The organism is Gilliamella apicola (assembly GCF_003202915.1).
Lineage (GTDB): Bacteria > Pseudomonadota > Gammaproteobacteria > Enterobacterales > Orbaceae > Gilliamella > Gilliamella apicola_Q.
This window is the reverse complement of the sequence record NZ_QGLP01000005.1, coordinates 619,554-639,113: the sequence shown is the minus strand read 5'-3', so window position 1 is coordinate 639,113 and position 19,560 is coordinate 619,554. Positions and strand designations below refer to the sequence as shown.

Here is a 19,560-nt window from a genome sequence, read left to right as displayed (position 1 = left end):
AACTATCGATAAAAATCAAGCTTGTCTGATTATTCCGCCAATCAATTTGGCGGAATTTTTATTTGTAAATATATTTAGCTGAGTAATTGAATAACGATAATGAAAAAATTTTTTTATAAACTACTTAAATTTTTATTGATATTATTAGTTTTAATGGTTGGCAGCTTTTTTATTGCTGACTATTTTTTTCCATTATCTGTTTCACAAAATAAAACTACCCAAACGGTTGTCGCCGAAGATGAAACGCCATTATGGCGATTTGCTGATGAAAATGGAGTATGGCGTTATTCAGTCAGTCTTGAGGAAGTTCCTGACTATTATCTTGAAGTTTTATTGAATTATGAAGATCGCCATTTTTACGATCATCTCGGTATTAATCCGCTTTCTTTATTTCGTGCCGCTTGGCAAAATATAACTAATGATAGAATTGTTTCCGGTGGCAGTACTATCTCTATGCAAGTGGCGAGACTATTATATCCACACGATCGAACATTGGCCGGTAAGTTAAAACAGATTTTTCGAACCTTTCAACTTGAATTACATTATAGTAAAAAAGAGATCTTAACTTTATATATAAATCATGCTCCTTATGGTGGTACTATCGAAGGTATTGGGGCGGCAAGTTGGTCTTATTTTGGTAAACAACCCAAAGATTTAACCAGAAGTGAGGCTGTATTATTAGCTGTGTTGCCTCAAGCACCAAGCCGGTTAAGACCAGATCGATTTCCTGAAAGAGCTAAACAAGCTCGTGACAAAGTATTAGATAGATTGGCAGAATATGAAGTATGGTCAAATGACTTGATAGAAACAGTTCGCCGGGATGAAGTTTGGGTGTATCCACGCAAGGCACCACAATTAGCTCCGTTACTAGCTTACCGTTTAAAACGCAAATACCCTAATGAAGATATTATCCATTCAACGATTGATGTTGGAATTCAATATAATTTAGAAGATTTAGCCATTAATCGTGCAAAACAGTTACCACCAAAAACCTCATTAGCTATTTTGGTTGTGGATCACTCAGATATGACAGTAAAAGGTTATGTTGGTTCGGCTGATTTTAATGATAACGAACGTTTTGGTCAAATCGATATGATTAGTGCATTGCGTTCCCCTGGCTCGACATTAAAACCTTTTATTTATGCCTTTAGTATTGATGAAGGTATGATTCATTCTGAATCGTTATTACAAGATGTCCCACGCATTACTACCGATTATCGACCAACTAATTTCGATGAAGGATTTTATGGTCCGGTTAGTGCATCTGATGCATTAAGTAAATCATTAAATTTACCTGCGGTGCAATTAATTGAGTTATATGGACCAAAACGATTTACCGGTAAACTAGCTGCTGTTGGTTTACCTTTATCCTCAATAGCAAATGAACCCAATATCTCCTACATCCTAGGTGGAGCTTCATTAAGAATGGATAATCTTGTTAGCGCTTATAGTGCATTTGCAAGGCATGGTGAAGTGAGTCCATTGCGCTTTACGCTAAAAGAACCATTGATTAATAAACCACTTATTTCCGATGGAAGTGCTTGGATAACGAAACAAATGCTAGCTAATAGTAATTTATTAGCTTATAAAACAGGAACCAGTTATGGATATCGCGATGCTTGGGCGGTGGGTATAAATCCAAGATATTTAATTGGTGTTTGGGTCGGGCGACCGGATGGTACTCCCGTTGTAGGACAATATGGTTCAATGTCTGCAATACCAATTTTACAACATATTAATTCAATGTTATTAAACCGTGAAAATCGTCTAAATCGCCCATTTCTTAATTATGAAAAACCAGAATCAGTATCTTCTATGAAAATTTGTTGGCCGTTAGGACAACCACTAGACGAATCCGATATAAATTGTCATCGACAGAAAACAGCATGGGTACTGAATAATATGGTACCAGCAACATTAAGTACCTATAGCGAACTAAAAAATAATATCTATCGTTCTGGTTCCATAACCATTTGGGTTAATGAACAAGGTAAGCGTGTTGCAGCAGATTGCCCTGGTGCACAAAAAAAACAACTCGCGCTGTGGCCGGTTTCATTAGAAAATTGGTTATTAACCAAAGAGAAAAGACATACCATCTTACCACCAATTGATAAAAGTTGTCCGGTAATGAGGCAAGATGTTTTTGCCCCACTTAATATTGTTGGATTACGCGATAGACAACTGGTTAGAGCATTACCGGGAGCTAAACAAGTCACAGTTGGTTTAACACCGGAAGGTGGCTATGGTGAAAAATGGTGGTTTTTAGATGGTGATTTAGTTGCTAATTCCCAAGATAATGAAAAAATTGCTGTAACTATTACCAAAAAAGGCGTTCATCGTTTATTATTAGTAGATGAAAGCGGGCAAATTTTTCGATTAACGTTTATGTCTGATTAATTAAGATATTGCATCAAACATGATTCCTTGCTGTGTAATTTCCTGAAAATCTGTATATTTTGCTAATATTTATTGATTGAAAATTAGGTGATTTATAGATTAATTAGATCTTTTTATGAGGTTGGAACAATTATCATCAATGTTAAAAGTGCTACTTACGTTTCAGTGACTTAAGCAGAGGAGTTTGATAAAACTAACCATATTGAGGTTGAAGCATAATATACTGAAACAGCTGGTTAATAACCTTGATATTACCGATAAATGGATTTTTTTAGCTTATTTGTGGCATAGATTAATTGGCAATGTGTAATTTAAATATCTGGTTTTGAAGAACTTGTAATGTTTCTGTGTCTAAATGATTATCGGTAATAATGTCGGTAAAGCGGTTTAGTGGAATAGAGGTAAATAAAGAGTAAGAGTTATATTTACTACTATCAGCAACCAGAACGACTTTATCAGCCTTCTCTGCAAAACCGGCTTTGATTAACGCTTTATCTTCAGTTGGTGCGGTTACCCCCTTACTTAAACTCCAAGAGTTACAACTAATAAATGAAATATCTGGATTAATTTGCAATAACAGGGATCGACCATGTTCACCGATACAGGATTGGCTACTGTCATCAATTTTTCCACCAATAATGGTGACTTCAATTTGTTTGAATTCGGACAAAAATAGCGCAATATGTAAGTCAGAAGTAATAACCCTAACTGGCATCTGAGTAATTCTTTTGGCTATTTCTAAAGTAGTCGTTCCTGCATCAAGAGCAATTGAGTCACCCGGATTAATTAACTTTGCTGCTACATCGGCAATCAATTGTTTTTCATTAAAGTTTTTATGAATTTTTTCAGAAGTCGTTGGCTGACTAGGAATAAAGCGGTTTAGTGTCACGCCACCATGGGTTCGACTAATGACACCATGTTGATCTAATTTGATTAAATCTCGACGAATTGTAGCAGGAGAGGCTTCAGTAGCGATAACTAACTCTTCGACTGTTACTAAATTATGAAGCTTTAAATAGTCCATGATTTGATCAAGTCGATTATATTTTCCCACTGAAAGTTCCCCCTTTCTATTTTTACTTAGATAACAGTTCCGCTAATCGGATTGATTCTATCATACTATCGGGTTTTGCAATACCTTGCCAAGCAATATCGAATGCAGTTCCATGGTCAGCAGATGTTCTTATAAATGGCAGACCAGCCGCAATATTCACACCATCATAAAAACCTAATAGTTTAAGTGGAATATGACCTTGGTCATGGTACATCGCAACAACAATATCAAATTTACCTTGATGAGCTTGTAAAAAAACAGTATCAGGTGCACACGGACCAATAGCATCAATACCACAACTCTGCATTTTTTCGATAGCAGGGGTAACAAATTTGATTTCTTCATCACCAAATAATCCATGTTCTCCAGCATGTGGATTAACACCTGCTACTGCAATTTTAGGGGCAGAAATTCCAACTTTTTTAAGAAAATCATTAGCTATTTTAATTACTTTTTCAATTCTAGCACTGCTTAAAGTATCTAAAAAATTGCGCAGTGAGACATGTGTCGTGACGTGAATAACTTTAAGAGAGTCAGTATAAAGCACCATAGCAACATCTTTACTATTAGTCAATTTGGCTAATAGTTCAGTGTGCCCAGGATACATATGTCCAGCCGAATGTAATGCTTCTTTGTTTAGAGGTGCTGTTGCAATTGCAGTCACTTCCCCTGCAAGTGCTAATTCGGTAGCTTTTTTTACACAACGATAAGCCAGATCGCCCGCCTGAGGTTGAATTTTGCCAGGTTGCAATGCATCAATATCTGCTAATTTTACATCTATAATATTGATGACATTTTCTGAAAAATTAGCATCATTCACGTTGTTAATTATGTTGAAACTAACATTATTAAATAGTCCCATTGTTAACTGTTTTTTTAATAAATCAGCCGAGCCAATTACAACAGATTTTATGTTTTTTAAAATATCTGATTGTAATGCTTTGACAATAATTTCTGGTCCAATTCCAGCTGGATCCCCCATAGTTATCGCTACGATTTTTGACACAATTTATCTCCTTAAATAAATCTTAATGATTTTAAAAAAATATCCTTTTTTCCAAACCCACCAGCCTTGGTAAATACTCGATAATTTAAATTTTGGGTGCTTAATAATTTACCGTAAGGGACACCATCGCAAACTTGTCCTTCAATTCTAAAACCTATTGCACCTAACGATTTAGCAACTGAAATTGCCACATCACCACCTGTTAAAAATAAATTATCGAACTTCAATTGCTTAACTAATTTTGCTAATTCATTACAAATTTTTTCGCCTAGTTCGGTTCTTGATAATTGATATTGTTGACAATATAAATCGATTTTTTCTCGTTCTTGTTTATTTGTACTGGTTCTAACAACACAATGTCGATTATCATCAAGTACTTCTTGAATTTTATTCTTATATTTTTCCAATGTATTTGCTGATAGTTTGGGTAATAGATCTGAGATTTTTAAATCAATGACATCCCATTTATTATCATGTTGGATGGTATAATTTATCTGTTGTTGGGTAACTTCGCTCATTGAACCTGCAATAACTAGCATTGGTTGCGAACTGGTATGTTCAGTTTTTGCTATATTATCTATCATTGATGGTGAAAGAAAATCAACCAATCCAGCTGAGCCAACTAATAAAACGTCATCTTGAAATGCCTGAATTTGTTCAATTATGGTTTTTAAATCATGATTTGTTTCAGCATCGATGATGATGATTTTTGTTCCTCGTGTTAAAAAGTCTTCAATACGTTCTTCTACTTGATGAGTTCTTACTTCATTTAGATTGATCTCTTCACATGGATAATCAGTTTGCTGTTCTATAATTGTTTTAATATTCGATGAACAAATAGGTGTTTTAGGGTCAGTTGCAAATTCAGTATGAATTAACTCTTTACCATCAACATAACATTTCCCATTTTTAGTTATGCGGTTCATGTTGGGAAAAGCAGGTATAACTAAGGCAAATTTAACTTGAGTAGTAGCTAATAGCGTTTCTATTTCACTACCGATATTCCCTCTCATCGTGGAATCTATTTTTTTATAAATAGGTGATAAATGTACATTATTCAAGATGACTTGTTTTATTCTTTCCTGTGCCTCGTATCGCGAAATTGCTCTACTTTCCGTATTAATAACAACAACTTTATTATCACCATCACTAGTATTTAATAATTGATTAGACTTCCAATCAAAAACCACATCTACAGTGAATCCTTTGTTTACAAGCTGCACACCAGCATCGTTAGAACCAGTAAAGTCATCAGCAATTATTAATTTTATCATTGATTATTTTTGCTCAAAAAAAACTATTTTTGCGATTATACAGATTATTTTAAGAAAAAAACAATTTAAAATGATTAAATTAAATCATTTTAATCATAATGTGATCTAGATCATAGTTTTGTAATCTATAAATTGATCATTTGCTTAACATAAAATAACATTAAATGATTGAATTAAGTCAATATGATTTTTAATACTCATTTTATTGCAAATTATTGGAGCAAATTATGCACATTAACAGTACTGTTTTAAGTGGACAAGGTGTACTAAATGATCTTAATTTTTTATTAACACAAAGAAGTCATGTAGTTTTTCTTACAGATAAGAATATTATTAATTTGCCGATTGTTAGCAAACTAATAAAGACTATCGAAGATACCGTTCCCCATTTAACACTTATTGATGATATCCCTCCAGAGCCTAGTCATCATGATGTTACGAATTTATTAGAGCGAATGAAAGTAACTAACGTTGATGTAGTTGTTGGAGTTGGCGGTGGTAGTGTTCTTGATGTTGCTAAATTAATTTCAGTATTGTGTGCCAAGGACAATCAACTTACTCTTGAAAAGTTATTAGAGGGTGAAAAACCTTCTAATAGATGTACATCGATTCTTATTCCAACTACAGCGGGAACCGGTTCTGAAGCTACGCCAAATGCTATTTTAGCAATTCCAGAAAAGTCCACCAAACAAGGCATTATTTCACCGATTATGCTGCCTGATTATGTCTGTTTGATTCCTGAATTAACTATTTCTATGCCGAAGCATATCGCTGCGTCCACCGGAATCGACGCTCTATGCCATTTAATCGAGTGCTTTACTGCCAATATCGCTAATCCTGTGGGCGATAATTACGCTTTGATTGGTATGGATAAATTATTTAATTCGTTAGAAAAGTCAGTTAATGACCAAACGGATATTGAAGCAAAATTGAATATGCTTTGGGCTTCATACTATGGTGGCGCTGCAATTGCTCATGCTGGAACACATTTAGTTCATGCAATGTCATATCCACTTGGAGGTAAATATCACATACCGCATGGTGTAGCGAATGCCATTTTACTTGTTCCATGTATGGAATTTGTTCGTGATGCGGTTGTTGAAAAATTTGCTCAAGCTTATGACTTATTGCCTGATGCCAATTTAAATTTAACAGACGAAGAAAAATCACACGCATTAGTTAATTATTTTAAGGAGTTAGTGAAACGTTTAGCGCTACCTTCTAAGTTACAGGAACTGAATATCTCACCAGAACATTTACCTTATCTTGTTGATTCTGCATTAGAAGTTAAACGTTTAATGAATAACGTACCTAAACAAGTGACTAAAGATGATGTTCTAACTATTTATCAATCACTTTTATAAACAATCCTACTTCTGGAGTAAAAATTATGAGCAAAAAAGTAGAGGGAATTTTAACGGCCATTGTCACAACTTTTGATGATAATGGTGATTTTTGCCCTAAACGAATGCGCAAACAAGTTCAACGGCAATTAACTAATGGCAATAGTGTTTTTTGCAATGGTACTAATGGTGAATTTTTTGTATTAACTCAGCAAGAAAAGATACAAGTTACAGAAGTTTGTGTCGATGAGGTTGCAGGACGCTCACCGGTAATGGCTCACATTGGTGAAATCTCAACACGAGAAACAATAAAACTTGGCAAAGAAATAGCAAAATTAGGTGTCGATGCGGTATCAGTAATTGCACCATATTTCATCCCATTGAAACAAGAAGAGCTAATCTACCATTATTCTACCATTGCCGATGCTCTCACTGTTCCCGTATATCTTTACAACATTCCAGCCAGAACAGGTAACACTATTTTACCTGAAACCGCCGCAAAACTTGCTGAGCATCCTAATATCGCAGGAATAAAAGATAGCGCAGGAAGTGCTGAAAGTTTGCAGGCTTTTCTTGACGTAGCAAAAAACCTAGATGGTTTTGATGTATTAACGGGGCCTGACTCATTGATATATCAAGGCTTTGTAGGTGGGGCAGTTGGATCAATTTCAGGGCTGGCTAATGTAGCACCGGGATATATCAATGCAATCTGGAAAAATTTTAAAGCGGGTGATTTTGAAAAATCTAAAGCAGCACAAGACGCTGTGGGTGATTTAAGGAAAAATTTATACGCAACAGTGTTCTCTCCTGCGGCTGTTAAAAAAGCATTGACTCTGATGGGGGAAGAGGTTGGGGTAAGTCGTTATCCAATAACGTTTACTGATGAAGACATAACAACCATTAAAGCTATTGTCAAACAATTATAACAACTATTTAACATGTAATTATAAGAGAAATAAAGGTGATATATGCATTACTTTGGAACAATGGACACAATAATAATAGTTAGTATTGTCGTCCTTTATATATTAGCTACATCATGGATGACTTATTTTTTAAGAAGTAAAAATAATAGCGATTTCATGGAAGGCTCAAGAACTGTACCAGCAATAGTAGTTGGAATATTATTAATGACTGAGTACATTGGCGCAAAATCAACAATTGGCACCGCACAATCCGCATTTGATAATGGGATAGCCGCATCATGGTCAGTTATTGGCGCGGCTATTGGTTTCCCACTGTTTGGATTATTGTTAGTAAAAAAAATCTACAATACTGGTGAAATTACCATTTCAGCTGCTATTGCCCAAAAATATGGCAATTCGACCAAAAATTTAATATCGATCATTATGATTTATGCATTAATTCTTGTTAATGTCGGTAACTATATTAGTGGCGCAGCTGCAATTTCAACAGTTTTACAAATTTCATTACCAGTTGCAGCTTTCATTACCGCTGTAGTAAGTACTTTCTATTTTGCATTTGGTGGCCTAAAAGGTGTTGCTTATGTCACTATAATACATAGTGGTGTTAAATATTTTGGTGTGTTATTTATATTGGGTACGGCTTTATATCTTACTGGCGGTTTCGGACCAATGATTGAACAAATGCCACCACATTATTGGACATGGGATGGAAAAATTGGCGCAAGTACTATTTTTGCTTGGTTAATTGGAACAATTGGTTCAATATTTTGTACTCAGTTTGTTATTCAAGCGATCTCTTCAACTAAAGATGCTAAATCGGCTAAGCGCGCATGTTGGTATGCATTCTTTTTCTGTCTTCCTATTGCGATTGCTATTGCGGTTATTGGTGTATGTGCAAAATTTTTGCATCCTGAAATCAAAAGTTTATATGCATTACCGGTTTTCATTCAAGATATGAACCCTTTCATGGCTGGTATTATTACCACATCATTAGTTGCTTCTATATTTATTAGTGTAAGTACAGTTGCTTTAGCAATTGCATCATTAATTGTGAAAGATTTTTATGTTCCATACTTTAAACCAACACAAGATAAAGAATTTAAAGCAACCAAAATTATTTCAGTTATTGTTGGATTTGCTCCGCTACTACTAGTACTAGCGTTTCCTGAGGTTTTAAAACTATCGTTCTTCACTCGGGCTATTCGTTTATCAATTACTATCGTTGCAATGATCGCGTTTTATCTACCATTTTTAAATAGTACTAGAGCAGCTAATATGGCTTTAATTGGTGCAGCGGTTATCACTTCAACCTGGTTTTATTGTGGAGATCCGTTAGGTATTAATAATATGTATGTAGCATTACTTTCGCCAGCAATCATCATGTTATTAGATAAAATCTTAATCAGTCCTTTTGTAAAATCCAACCAAAAAACTGATGCTTAATAGGGAGATAAATGAATGACGAAAATTACATTGGACTGTAGCGGAAAATTGACCACAAATAGTTCTGATCCATTACGCATTGATGCTTATTTACCAACTGAATGTGTACAAAACCATGCTGCAAATTTATTACCATTGCCAAATGGTGATTTGCTCTGTACATGGTTTGGTGGTACACAAGAAGGGATTGCGGATATTTCGGCTTATTATTCAAGATTGAAGAAAGGCTCAGATACCTGGAGCAAAGCAATAAAACTCTCTGACGATGCCACTCGTTCTGAACAAAATCCATTATTCTTTTTGGATCCAGACAATGTGTTATGGCTTTTATATACAGCTCAAGTTGCAGGTAATCAAGATACGGCAATCGTTCGTTATCGTAAATCAAATGATTTCGGTGAAACTTGGGGGCCAATAAATACACTTCTTGAAGACTCAGATAAAGGCATTTTTATAAGGCAACCTATAACAGTTATGCCAAATGGTGATTGGTTATTACCAGTATTTTATTGTATTGCTAAACCTGGTGAAAAATGGGTTGGTAGCTATGATACTAGTGGTGTAATGATATCAAAGGACAAAGGTAACACTTGGACTAATGTTGATATACCAGACAGTCTTGGTTGTGTTCATATGAATATTATGATGTTACAGGATAATAGCTTATATGCTCTTTTCCGTAGTCGTTGGGCTGATCATATTTATGAAAGTCGATCTAATGATGGTGGATATACCTGGACAAAACCAATTCCTACAAAATTACCTAATAATAATTCGTCTATTCAAGCAACCGTATTGAATAATGGTCATATCGCCTTAGTTTTCAATAATTCAAGCGCGAAGGATGCTAAAGAAAGACGAGTATCGTTATATGATGAAATTGAAGATAGTAGTAGCGCCAATAAAAAAGAAGCCGCTATCATTCAAGGACAAAAAAATGCTTTTTGGGGAGCTCCAAGAGCACCGATGTCTTTAGCTATTTCAACCGATAATGGTAACACATGGTCTTTTATTCGTAATTTAGATGAAGGCGATGGTTACTGTATGTCGAATAATTCTAAAGATAAATTGAATAGAGAGTTTTCTTATCCTAGTATCAAACAAGGTTTAGATGGCAAACTCCATATCGCTTATACCTATTTCCGCATGGCAATTAAATATGTCGTTGTTGATGAAAATTGGGTTAAAGCTGGTAAATAATTTAATCTAGCCCATCAATTTTGATGGGCAATATTGGATTAGATATTATTTTAAACAATGTAATGGAGAGTAATGATGATTGCAGGGAATATGAATTTTTTGAAATTAGCAACACTACCAAAATCGTTATATGATATTTTGTCTCAGCCAGAAACAAGCCTAAATTATTTAAAAAGTTTAGGCGATGGTCGTTATCAATTAGAGGGTGAAAAATGGTTTTATAATATAGGTGATTCAATTACTTCACCAATTCAAGATAGGCATACTGAATTTCACAAAAAATATTTAGATATTCAATTAATTTTAGACGGTGAAGAAATTATCCGTTATGGATTAAATGATTGTAGTTCTGATTCATATTTTGAGAAAAAACCAGATCTTTTTATTCTAGAACAACCTTTGTTGACTAATTCTATTCATCTAAAAGAGGGGGATTTTGCTACTTTTTATCCAGGAGAACCACATCAAGCATTGTGTATGGTTGATACGCCTAAGAAAGTTCGAAAAGCAGTATTCAAAGTTCCTGTAGAAATTATCTAATTGTAATTTCATTAAGATTAAGTTAAATCCTATTTAAGTTTATTGTAAACGCATTATTTGACTTTACAGTAGACTTATATGGTTGTTTTTATAACAATGTTGTAAAGTCTTGGTTAATTTATCTCGCTATCTATCCTCTTAAGTCAATTAATTTTTAGGCTAATTATCACATATAACCAATAGTTATATAGATGTAAATTTTTGTTATTTAGCACTAAGAGTGTTTATTGGTAGACTTTTTAAGTAAACACCAAATTACCTTATTGAGGATCTGTCATGAAATTTCTAACTAAATCGTTAACAGCTGTTGCTTTAATCGGTACATTATTGAATGTTAATTCTGCTTATGCAGATCGTTTGGATGATATTGAAAAACGGGGGGAGATTAAGATTGCTGTTTTTGATAGTAATCCTCCGTTTGGCTTTATTGATGAAAAAACCAATAAAATTGCCGGTCTTGATGTTGATTATGCCAATGAAATTGCCAAAGCATTAAAGGTAAAAGTCGAACTCGTTCCTACTAATCCAGCTAATCGCATTCCTCTACTTACTTCACAAAAAGCGGATTTAATTGTGGCAAACTTTACGGTTACTGACGAGCGGGCTAAAACAGTCGATTTTAGCTTACCTTATTTTGCTACCGGTCAGAAGTTTGTAGCTAAAAAAGGGTTATTAAAAACTGCTGATGACCTTAAAAATCTTCGCATAGGAGCAGATAAAGGAACAGTAATGGAAATTACGTTACGTGAAAAGTTCCCAACCGCTAAAGTGATCTCATATGATGATACGCCTTTTGCTTTTGCCGCATTACGCAATGGTGTGGTACAAGCTATTACTCAAGACGATGCGAAGTTAATTGGTTTGCTAGCTAATCTTCCTGAAGAACAACGGGCTGCTTTCGAAATTTCACCATTTAGTATTACTCAAGAATATCAAGCTGTTGGTATTCCAAAAGGGGAAACTCGTTTGCAAGAAAAAGTTAACCAAATATTATTAAAACTTGAAAATGATGGTGAAGCCTTAACTATTTATAACCGTTGGTTTGGACCAGATACTAATTCAACCATGCCTCGTGGTGATTTCAAAATTGGTAAAGGTCAATAAATAATGTTTGAGCAATTACTAGAGCCACGTTATTTGTGGTGGTTGTGGGATGGTTTTTTAGTTACGCTTGCTATTTCATTTTTAACCATCATTTTATCTACAATATTGGGATTTTTGCTAGTTATTGCTCAACAAAGCCAAATCAAAATTATCAAAGCCGTAATCATCGGTTATAACGCCATATTTCGTTATTCTCCATTGTTACCGCAACTTTTTTTCTGGTATTTTGGTGTCGGTAATTTATTACCGGTGGAATTTAAAATATGGTTATTTGATGAACCACAAATCCAACTGCTTTTTTTCACGTTAAAAATACCTTCTTTTGAGTTTATTATTGGATTAATTGGTTTAACATGTTATTCGAGTGCTTTTATTGCTGAAGAATTTCGTGCAGGAATCTTGGGCGTAAGTAACGGACAAGAACAAGCATCATTAGCTTTAGGTCTTACTCGTTGGCAAAGTATGCGATTTATTATTTTACCGCAAAGCATTCGTATCGCATTTCCTCCACTAATTGGTCAATATATGAATATTATCAAAAATTCCTCCTTAACAATGGCAATTGGCGTCTTGGAACTATCTTATGTTTCACGCCAAGTTGAAACCGAATCGCTAAAAACATTTCAGGACTTTGCGATAGCCACATTTTTATATATTTTAGCTATTGTGATGGTGGGTACCTTTGGTAATATTTATCAATCAAAGCGATTAAACAAGGTCTAATGCATTATGGATTTTAAAGGTTTTGAAGTTATTTGGAATAATTTAGATTACCTATTGTGGGGGAACTTCCCTGGCGGCATTGTTTTGACATTGTTGATGAGCTTTGTGGCTATTATCTTTTCGACTATTTTGGGAATTTTTGCTGGTATTGGTTTGACTGTTTGTCGAGGTTTTTTACGTCAACTTTTAGTTGTGGTTTTGGGCTTTTTAAGAGCTATCCCCGTCATTATGCTGATATTTTGGACTTATTTTTTATTACCCGTGTTATTGAATGTCGATGTACCGGCTATCGCCACTGTTATTTTTGCTTTATCCTTGATTGGCGGGGCCTATATTGGACACTCTGTACATGCGGGAATGGTTGCTATTGCCAAAGAACAATGGCAAGCAGCTTTTTCATTGGGCTTAAATAAAAAACAGGTCATATTTTTTATTATTTTGCCACAAGCGTTAAAAATGATGCTACCATCATTTGTTAATCAATGGGTATCATTAATTAAAGATACCTCTTTAGCCTATATAGTTGGTGTTGCCGAGTTTACTTTTATTGCTACTCAAATTAATAATCGAAGTATGGTTTATCCAACTGAAATATTTTTGTTTGTTATTATTGTCTATTTTATTATTTGTGCTGCACTTGATTTCAGCGTATCAGTGTTACCGAAGCTTCATTTATTTACTCGAAGAAAGAAGATAAATATTTAAATATTGTTTCATGAAATAAAAACATCTATATAAAGCTCAAAATCGTTGTTAAGGTTCTTTTAAGCTTTATTAGTTAAATTACAATTAAATATTGTTATATAGGTCGTTGTATGTTGCTTGATATGAACACTCATCTTTTTTTATTAATTAATGCTCAGGAAAAAGCTTCTAAATTATTTATTCTCTTTGCTATCTTTTGTGCTAAATATTTAATCTTAGCACTTATCGGTATATTGGTAATATATTTTTTATTTAGACCTATATATAGACAGTTAATTATAAAAATGGCTTTAGGGTTAGCATTAGCATGCATCATAACCTTCATCATTCGGCATCTTTTTTATTTACCGCGACCATTTGTACAAAATATTGGTACTAATTATTTAGCTCATGACAAAACTAGCTCTCTTCCTAGTCAGCATGCGGTTTTTGTTTGGACTATCTGCTTCACAATTTATCTAAATTATAAAAAGCAGTTTAAGGCGTTAGCTTATTTATGTACGGTTGTGGCATTGTTAGTTTGTTGGAGTCGTATCTATCTAGGCGTTCATTGGCCATTAGATATACTAGTGGGTATTTTGTTCAGTTTTATATCAGTTTATTTAGTCAAAAAAATAGGGATTATACGTTATAATAGTTTTAAATAGTTACCGCTATATTATAACTATTTGAATAATATAAATTTTTTAATAAGCTCAATGAATAAATTGTAAAGCGTATAATAGTTCTTAATGTTAACTTTAACATTTCTCAATTCTACATTAGGTAACATTATAATGAAAATTCTTATAGTAGAAGATGATAGTTTATTACAAAAAGGTTTATATGATGCGATAACCTCTAATGGCTATGTTTGTGAAGTTGCATCGAATGGAAAGCAAGCTGAAGAGCTTGTCGAGTTTGCGCAGTTTAGTTTAATTGTTCTGGATTTAGGGCTACCAGATTGTGATGGTTTAGCGTTACTTAGTCGATGGCGTAAAAAAAATATCGATATTCCGGTTCTTATCTTAACTGCTCGCGACACAATTGAAGATAGAGTTGAAGGTTTAGATCTTGGTGCTGACGATTATCTAATTAAACCGTTTGCTTTAACCGAATTGTTAGCCAGAATAAGGGCGTTGATTCGTCGAAATCAAGGAACAGCAGATAATGTTGTTAGTTATGGTCCTATTTCAATTGATATTAAACTGCAAAAAGTCACTTTAAATAATCAAGAGGTGATATTAACGCCTAAAGAGTTTATTTTATTATCTCGACTGATGCTAAAAGGGGGTGAAAAAGTGCACCGAAGCTTATTACAAAATGACCTCTATGATTGGCAAAGTGATCCCAATTCAAATGTGCTTGAGGTTTATATTCATGCACTACGTAATAAAATCGGTAAAGATTTAATTAAAACCGTACGTGGATATGGTTATCAACTAAATATTAATAGTTAGTTATTTTTTTATTCTTATTATATGGCAAATTTATGATTGAAAAGTCTTTGAATAACATCCGTCATAGTATTCGTTGGAATCTATTTCTTACGTTGGGTGCAATTATGTTAATTTGCCAAATCATCACGGTTTTTTGGTTGTGGTATGAAAGTAAAGAACAAATTGATGCTTTAGTTAATTTAACCTTGAGTAAAAATAAAATAGCTGAAGTGATTGAGCATGAAGAGTTAGAAGCAATTTTTGCATTGTTTTGTTCAGTATTTTCCATGATGGTTGTGACCCTGTTTTTAGCTTATAAGGCAATTAAATGGATTACTAAACCACTTGAGATACTTGAAAAAGATCTTAATCAAAGAACCGAAGATAATCTTAAACCGATAAATCCGATTAGTAATATGCGAGAAATTAAGTCTATTACTACGGTATTAAATAAGTTGTTTGAAAGACTCAATAATACGCTTTCCCAAGAACGTTTGTTTACTGCTGATGTTGCCCATGAGATGCGCACGCCATTAGCCGGAATTCGCTTACATTTAGAATTGTTAGAAGCTAAAGAAAAAATAGATTGTCATGAATTAATCGAACGTATAGATCGCTTAGTTAGTACTGTGGAACAACTGTTGTTGCTAGCTCGTGCAAATCAAAAATTTACTTTAGGTCATTATCAAAAAATTAATTTTTATGATGATATTCAACTCCCTCTTTATGATGAATTAACTGAGTTAACCGAACAAAAACAACAATCTATTGATTGGCAAATTGCGAGTAATAATATTACTTTTAATGGTGATGCGACCTTGATTCGTTTATTGATTCGTAATTTAGTAGAAAACAGTAATCGATATAGTCCGAATAAAAGTAAAATCACTATCTGTTTTTATAAAGGTTCAGAAGAAATTATATTAGCGGTCAAAGATGAAGGATATGGGATTGATGAATCAAAAACCGAAAAATTAACTCAAGCTTTTTTCAGAATGGATCGTAAACATGATGGAATAGGGTTAGGTTTAAGTATTGTCAACCGTATAACTAAATTACATCATGGGCAATTTACTTTAAGAAATCGGCAAGACCATAAAATGGGTACTATTGCCGAAGTCAGACTTAATGATTCACTTCATCAATTAACTTAGTAATTAATGTATTATGCTGATTTTCTCGAATAAGTGATGATAAAAATCGTTGCCATGTGCGTTCAATTTTTGCTTTGGCAAAAAATCCCACATAATTAGCGATAGGAATAAAGGTCGAATTACCTATGTTATCGATAATAATTAAGCGATTTTCTTCAGCTGATAAGTGCTGAAATAGTATATTTTTACTTTTGATTGTCATTGTAATAATGCGATCTTTTAGTAATGCGACTTTTAATGCTTTAAGTGATACAACTAACGCTGCATAATATTGTTTGGTTAACTGTTCATCGAATAGGTATTTTTCTAATGGTATAGAGATTTTTCCATCATAATCTCGAATAAGCTCAAAAACATGACCTTGGCCAAAGTTAGTGGTTACCGGACTATAATATTTGGCTAATACATCCCATGATATGTTGCGATTTATAAGATGTTTATAATAAGCAATTTCACGGTTGGTCTCTTCTTCTGCGCCATCATTATAATTAACCTTGATACATTTATTAGGATCATCGGGATGATGATAGCATTTGCGGTGTAACCCTTTACTTATATAATCTTTCTCTGTAAGTTGAATTAAGTTTTCCATCAATCTTTATCGTATTTGTGAATGTTAGGTAAAAGTGTAGCAGTTACTGTTTTTTATCGCCATGCTTTTTTTATTATAAATCCTAGCGCTTTTGTATTATTTCTGTATAATATTGCCACCCACGTTACAACAGTGTTCTTCCCAATACTGTTTTCGATTGTCAACATTTAGTATAACAACTCGAAGGGGTTAGTTAATTAAATAGTAGCGATCAAAAAGTGTAAATAAATCAATTGATTTATTAACGTGAGATTAATTAAAATTTGGATAAATACAAATGAGTACTTTTTCAGCTAAACCAGAAACAGTTAAACGCGACTGGTATGTTGTCGATGCAGCAGGTAAAACGTTAGGTCGTTTAGCTACTGAAATCGCAAGCCGTTTGCGTGGTAAACACAAAGCAGAATATACACCACATGTTGATACAGGTGACTATATTATCGTTATCAATGCAGAAAAAGTTGCTGTAACAGGCAAAAAACGCACTGATAAGATCTACTATCGTCATACTGGCTACATTGGTGGACTTAAAGAAGCGACTTTTAAAGAAATGATTGAACGTCATCCTGAACAAGTCATCGAAATTGCTGTAAAAGGCATGTTACCGAAAGGTCCTCTTGGTCGTGCAATGTACCGTAAACTTAAAGTTTATGCTGGTAGTGAGCACAATCATGCGGCACAACAACCGCAAGTATTAGATATTTAAGGGGATAGAAGATGGCTGATAATCAATATTACGGTACAGGTCGCCGCAAAAGTTCTGCTGCTCGCGTGTTTATTAAACCAGGTAGTGGAAATATCATTATTAACAAACGTTCATTAGAGCAATACTTTGGTCGTGATACTGCTCGTATGGTTGTTATGCAACCTTTAGAGTTAGTTGAAATGACTGACAAGCTTGATCTTTACATTACTGTTAAAGGTGGTGGTATTTCAGGTCAAGCTGGTGCGATTCGTCACGGTATTACTCGTGCATTAATGGAATATGATGAAACTTTACGCTCTTCATTACGTCAAGCGGGCTTTGTTACTCGTGATGCACGTCAAGTTGAACGTAAAAAAGTGGGTCTACGCAAAGCTCGTCGTCGTCCACAATTCAGCAAACGTTAATTATTACGTTACAAATTTGTTTCAAAACCCAGTTTATGCTGGGTTTTTTTTAAATTTTTCATTGCTCAATAAGCTACAATATCTATGGTTTTATCTTTAATTTAATTATATATTATTCAATTAGATAAGTTATTTTATTACATCTGTTTCACTTCTTTTAAAAGCCATTAACAAAAGTTTAAAAAGACTATTCTTAGAAAAAACAAAAGAAAATACATTTTTTTTAACAAATTTGTTATCCAATTTGCTAGAATAGTGATCATATAATAACTTATTTTAAATTTGCATATTTGGAGTGAACATGGTTGTTGCTGTTAATAAACGTTCTGTAATGACATTATTTTGTGATACAACTGATATTTACGGCCATCAGATTCGTTTCGTGTTGGCAGAAAAAGGGGTAACCGCTGAGGTTGAATTTGTTACAGCAAATAATTTACCTCAAGAATTATTGGATCTTAATCCATATGGTTCAATTCCAACATTAATCGATCGTGACCTGACTCTATATGAACCACATATTGCACTAGAGTATTTAGATGAACGTTTTCCTCATCCACCATTAATGCCGGTATACCCAATTGTTAGAGCAAACTCTCGATTAACAATGTATCGTATTAAAAAAGAGTGGTACAGTGCTTACGAAACCATCTTAGCAGATCCTGATAGTAGCAAAGCCAAAGAAGCACGTAAAAATTTACTTGATGATTTAGTTTCTATATCTGTCATGTTTAAAGAAAAAGATTATTTTATGAGTGATGATTTTACTTTGTGCGATTGCTATTTTGCTCCATTACTTTGGCGTTTACCGATGATAGGTATTGAATTGCCGAAAATTGCTGAGAAAAATTATCTTTCATATATGGCACGTATTTTTGAACGTCCTGCTTTTATAAGCTCGTTAACTGAAGATGAAAGAAAAATAAGAGCATAATATTTTATTTTAAAAATTACAGTTTAGTAATTCAACAAGGTAGCCATTATGGAACTTGATAATATGACTCCTCGTCGTCCTTATATGTTTAGGGCGTTTTATGATTGGATTTTAGATAATGAGTTAACCCCCTATATTGTGGTTAATACTTTAATTGATGGCGTATTAGTTCCTCAAGAGTTTGTAAAAGATAATCAGATAATACTTAATATTGCTCCTCAATCTGTTGGGCAATATTTGGTAACTAATGATCAAATTGAATTTAATGCTAGATTTTCCGGCGTTCCGCAACATATCGTGGTACCAATGGCCGCCATTGAAGCTATCTATGCCCGTGAAAATGGAGTGGGGATGGGATTTGAAGATGAACCGCATTACAAAGCATTAAGGGAAGGCACAAATAAACCATCAGAAAAAAACAAACCAGCTAATCCTTTCCGGGTTGTTAAATAACTGCTCTTAGCTACTCCTAATTATTTTTATTTATTAACCTAATTTCATTATCCTATTTTGAATATTGCCAAAATAGGATACCTTTCTACCTAAGGTAATATCTATCTAAATAATAGCGAAGATAAATCATGCAATGTATAAAAAGAATTGTTATTTCGCAATTTATAATTGATAATGATTATTA

Annotated in this window: 20 protein-coding genes; 16 read left to right on the top strand and 4 right to left on the bottom strand. The window is 33.8% G+C overall.

Annotated elements, in window-relative coordinates; genetic code table 11:
- The first annotated feature begins 99 nt into the window (after positions 1-99).
- Positions 100-2,397 (top strand): penicillin-binding protein 1C, encoded by a 2,298-nt coding sequence (pbpC, locus tag DKK79_RS09170; protein WP_110423803.1) that lies wholly within the window; start codon positions 100-102, stop codon positions 2,395-2,397.
- A gap of 292 nt (positions 2,398-2,689) precedes the next feature.
- On the opposite strand, the gene DKK79_RS09165 is transcribed toward pbpC, so the two are convergent.
- The 3 genes from DKK79_RS09165 to dtnK are packed head-to-tail and all read right to left on the bottom strand — an operon-like array spanning position 2,690 to position 5,731.
- Positions 2,690-3,451 carry a DeoR/GlpR family DNA-binding transcription regulator gene (locus tag DKK79_RS09165; protein WP_181415286.1) on the bottom strand — a complete coding sequence of 254 codons (762 nt, stop codon included), beginning with the start codon at positions 3,449-3,451 and terminating at the stop codon, positions 2,690-2,692.
- 22 nt (positions 3,452-3,473) lie between these two features.
- Positions 3,474-4,457 carry a 4-hydroxythreonine-4-phosphate dehydrogenase PdxA gene (pdxA, locus tag DKK79_RS09160; protein ID WP_110423802.1) on the bottom strand — a complete coding sequence of 328 codons (984 nt, stop codon included), beginning with the start codon at positions 4,455-4,457 and terminating at the stop codon, positions 3,474-3,476.
- A gap of 11 nt (positions 4,458-4,468) precedes the next feature.
- Positions 4,469-5,731 (bottom strand): D-threonate kinase, encoded by a 1,263-nt coding sequence (gene dtnK, locus DKK79_RS09155; RefSeq protein ID WP_110423801.1) that lies wholly within the window; start codon positions 5,729-5,731, stop codon positions 4,469-4,471.
- A 227-nt stretch (positions 5,732-5,958) separates the two neighbouring features.
- Here dtnK and DKK79_RS09150 point away from each other — a divergent pair, with 227 nt between their 5' ends.
- From DKK79_RS09150 to pmrB, 11 genes are all read left to right on the top strand, one after another.
- Positions 5,959-7,095, top strand: a complete 1,137-nt coding sequence (locus DKK79_RS09150) for an iron-containing alcohol dehydrogenase (RefSeq protein WP_110423800.1) — start codon at positions 5,959-5,961, stop codon at positions 7,093-7,095.
- Positions 7,096-7,121: 26 nt separating this feature from the next.
- A complete protein-coding gene (locus tag DKK79_RS09145; RefSeq protein WP_110423799.1) occupies positions 7,122-8,000 on the top strand; it encodes a dihydrodipicolinate synthase family protein in 879 nt (292 codons plus the stop codon).
- 42 nt (positions 8,001-8,042) lie between these two features.
- The gene (locus tag DKK79_RS09140) at positions 8,043-9,443 is read left to right on the top strand and encodes a sodium:solute symporter family protein (RefSeq protein WP_110423798.1); all 1,401 of its coding nucleotides are present in this window, start codon (positions 8,043-8,045) and stop codon (positions 9,441-9,443) included.
- A gap of 15 nt (positions 9,444-9,458) precedes the next feature.
- The gene (locus DKK79_RS09135) at positions 9,459-10,643 is read left to right on the top strand and encodes a sialidase family protein (RefSeq protein ID WP_110423797.1); all 1,185 of its coding nucleotides are present in this window, start codon (positions 9,459-9,461) and stop codon (positions 10,641-10,643) included.
- A 75-nt stretch (positions 10,644-10,718) separates the two neighbouring features.
- Positions 10,719-11,183, top strand: a complete 465-nt coding sequence (locus DKK79_RS09130) for a YhcH/YjgK/YiaL family protein (protein WP_110423796.1) — start codon at positions 10,719-10,721, stop codon at positions 11,181-11,183.
- 276 nt (positions 11,184-11,459) lie between these two features.
- The gene (locus DKK79_RS09125) at positions 11,460-12,287 is read left to right on the top strand and encodes an ABC transporter substrate-binding protein (RefSeq protein WP_110423795.1); all 828 of its coding nucleotides are present in this window, start codon (positions 11,460-11,462) and stop codon (positions 12,285-12,287) included.
- Positions 12,288-12,290: 3 nt separating this feature from the next.
- Positions 12,291-13,010, top strand: coding sequence for an amino acid ABC transporter permease (locus DKK79_RS09120; protein WP_110423794.1), 720 nt, complete (start codon positions 12,291-12,293; stop codon positions 13,008-13,010).
- Positions 13,011-13,016: 6 nt separating this feature from the next.
- The gene (locus tag DKK79_RS09115) at positions 13,017-13,715 is read left to right on the top strand and encodes an amino acid ABC transporter permease (protein ID WP_110423793.1); all 699 of its coding nucleotides are present in this window, start codon (positions 13,017-13,019) and stop codon (positions 13,713-13,715) included.
- 110 nt (positions 13,716-13,825) lie between these two features.
- Positions 13,826-14,362 (top strand): phosphatase PAP2 family protein, encoded by a 537-nt coding sequence (locus DKK79_RS09110; protein WP_110423792.1) that lies wholly within the window; start codon positions 13,826-13,828, stop codon positions 14,360-14,362.
- A gap of 129 nt (positions 14,363-14,491) precedes the next feature.
- A complete protein-coding gene (gene pmrA / locus DKK79_RS09105; protein WP_110423791.1) occupies positions 14,492-15,154 on the top strand; it encodes a two-component system response regulator PmrA in 663 nt (220 codons plus the stop codon).
- Between the two features lie 32 nt (positions 15,155-15,186).
- A complete protein-coding gene (pmrB, locus tag DKK79_RS09100; protein WP_110423790.1) occupies positions 15,187-16,287 on the top strand; it encodes a two-component system sensor histidine kinase PmrB in 1,101 nt (366 codons plus the stop codon).
- Here the strand turns inward: pmrB and DKK79_RS09095 are convergent.
- Positions 16,259-16,879 carry a YrbL family protein gene (locus tag DKK79_RS09095; RefSeq protein WP_110423789.1) on the bottom strand — a complete coding sequence of 207 codons (621 nt, stop codon included), beginning with the start codon at positions 16,877-16,879 and terminating at the stop codon, positions 16,259-16,261. The genes pmrB and DKK79_RS09095 overlap by 29 nt on opposite strands.
- Positions 16,880-17,156: 277 nt before the next feature.
- Here DKK79_RS09095 and rplM point away from each other — a divergent pair, with 277 nt between their 5' ends.
- From rplM to DKK79_RS09075, 4 genes are all read left to right on the top strand, one after another.
- On the top strand, positions 17,157-17,585 hold the full coding sequence (rplM, locus tag DKK79_RS09090; protein ID WP_034901369.1) for a 50S ribosomal protein L13: 429 nt from the start codon (positions 17,157-17,159) through the stop codon (positions 17,583-17,585).
- Between the two features lie 11 nt (positions 17,586-17,596).
- Positions 17,597-17,989 (top strand): 30S ribosomal protein S9, encoded by a 393-nt coding sequence (rpsI, locus tag DKK79_RS09085; protein WP_065561853.1) that lies wholly within the window; start codon positions 17,597-17,599, stop codon positions 17,987-17,989.
- A 301-nt stretch (positions 17,990-18,290) separates the two neighbouring features.
- On the top strand, positions 18,291-18,923 hold the full coding sequence (locus DKK79_RS09080) for a glutathione S-transferase N-terminal domain-containing protein (RefSeq protein ID WP_110423788.1): 633 nt from the start codon (positions 18,291-18,293) through the stop codon (positions 18,921-18,923).
- A gap of 48 nt (positions 18,924-18,971) precedes the next feature.
- Positions 18,972-19,376, top strand: a complete 405-nt coding sequence (locus tag DKK79_RS09075; protein ID WP_110423787.1) for a ClpXP protease specificity-enhancing factor — start codon at positions 18,972-18,974, stop codon at positions 19,374-19,376.
- Positions 19,377-19,560: the final 184 nt, after the last annotated feature.

Bases quoted from the DNA above. Each gene is read 5' to 3' on its own strand.
- pbpC (WP_110423803.1), top strand. From the start codon at position 100: ATGAAAAAATTTTTTTATAAACTACTTAAATTTTTATTGATATTATTA.
- dtnK (WP_110423801.1), bottom strand. From the start codon at position 5,731: ATGATAAAATTAATAATTGCTGATGACTTTACTGGTTCTAACGATGCT.
- DKK79_RS09150 (WP_110423800.1), top strand. From the start codon at position 5,959: ATGCACATTAACAGTACTGTTTTAAGTGGACAAGGTGTACTAAATGAT.
- DKK79_RS09145 (WP_110423799.1), top strand. From the start codon at position 7,122: ATGAGCAAAAAAGTAGAGGGAATTTTAACGGCCATTGTCACAACTTTT.
- DKK79_RS09140 (WP_110423798.1), top strand. From the start codon at position 8,043: ATGCATTACTTTGGAACAATGGACACAATAATAATAGTTAGTATTGTC.
- DKK79_RS09135 (WP_110423797.1), top strand. From the start codon at position 9,459: ATGACGAAAATTACATTGGACTGTAGCGGAAAATTGACCACAAATAGT.
- DKK79_RS09130 (WP_110423796.1), top strand. From the start codon at position 10,719: ATGATTGCAGGGAATATGAATTTTTTGAAATTAGCAACACTACCAAAA.
- DKK79_RS09125 (WP_110423795.1), top strand. From the start codon at position 11,460: ATGAAATTTCTAACTAAATCGTTAACAGCTGTTGCTTTAATCGGTACA.
- DKK79_RS09120 (WP_110423794.1), top strand. From the start codon at position 12,291: ATGTTTGAGCAATTACTAGAGCCACGTTATTTGTGGTGGTTGTGGGAT.
- DKK79_RS09115 (WP_110423793.1), top strand. From the start codon at position 13,017: ATGGATTTTAAAGGTTTTGAAGTTATTTGGAATAATTTAGATTACCTA.
- DKK79_RS09110 (WP_110423792.1), top strand. From the start codon at position 13,826: ATGTTGCTTGATATGAACACTCATCTTTTTTTATTAATTAATGCTCAG.
- pmrA (WP_110423791.1), top strand. From the start codon at position 14,492: ATGAAAATTCTTATAGTAGAAGATGATAGTTTATTACAAAAAGGTTTA.
- pmrB (WP_110423790.1), top strand. From the start codon at position 15,187: ATGATTGAAAAGTCTTTGAATAACATCCGTCATAGTATTCGTTGGAAT.
- DKK79_RS09095 (WP_110423789.1), bottom strand. From the start codon at position 16,879: ATGGAAAACTTAATTCAACTTACAGAGAAAGATTATATAAGTAAAGGG.
- rplM (WP_034901369.1), top strand. From the start codon at position 17,157: ATGAGTACTTTTTCAGCTAAACCAGAAACAGTTAAACGCGACTGGTAT.
- rpsI (WP_065561853.1), top strand. From the start codon at position 17,597: ATGGCTGATAATCAATATTACGGTACAGGTCGCCGCAAAAGTTCTGCT.
- DKK79_RS09080 (WP_110423788.1), top strand. From the start codon at position 18,291: ATGGTTGTTGCTGTTAATAAACGTTCTGTAATGACATTATTTTGTGAT.
- DKK79_RS09075 (WP_110423787.1), top strand. From the start codon at position 18,972: ATGGAACTTGATAATATGACTCCTCGTCGTCCTTATATGTTTAGGGCG.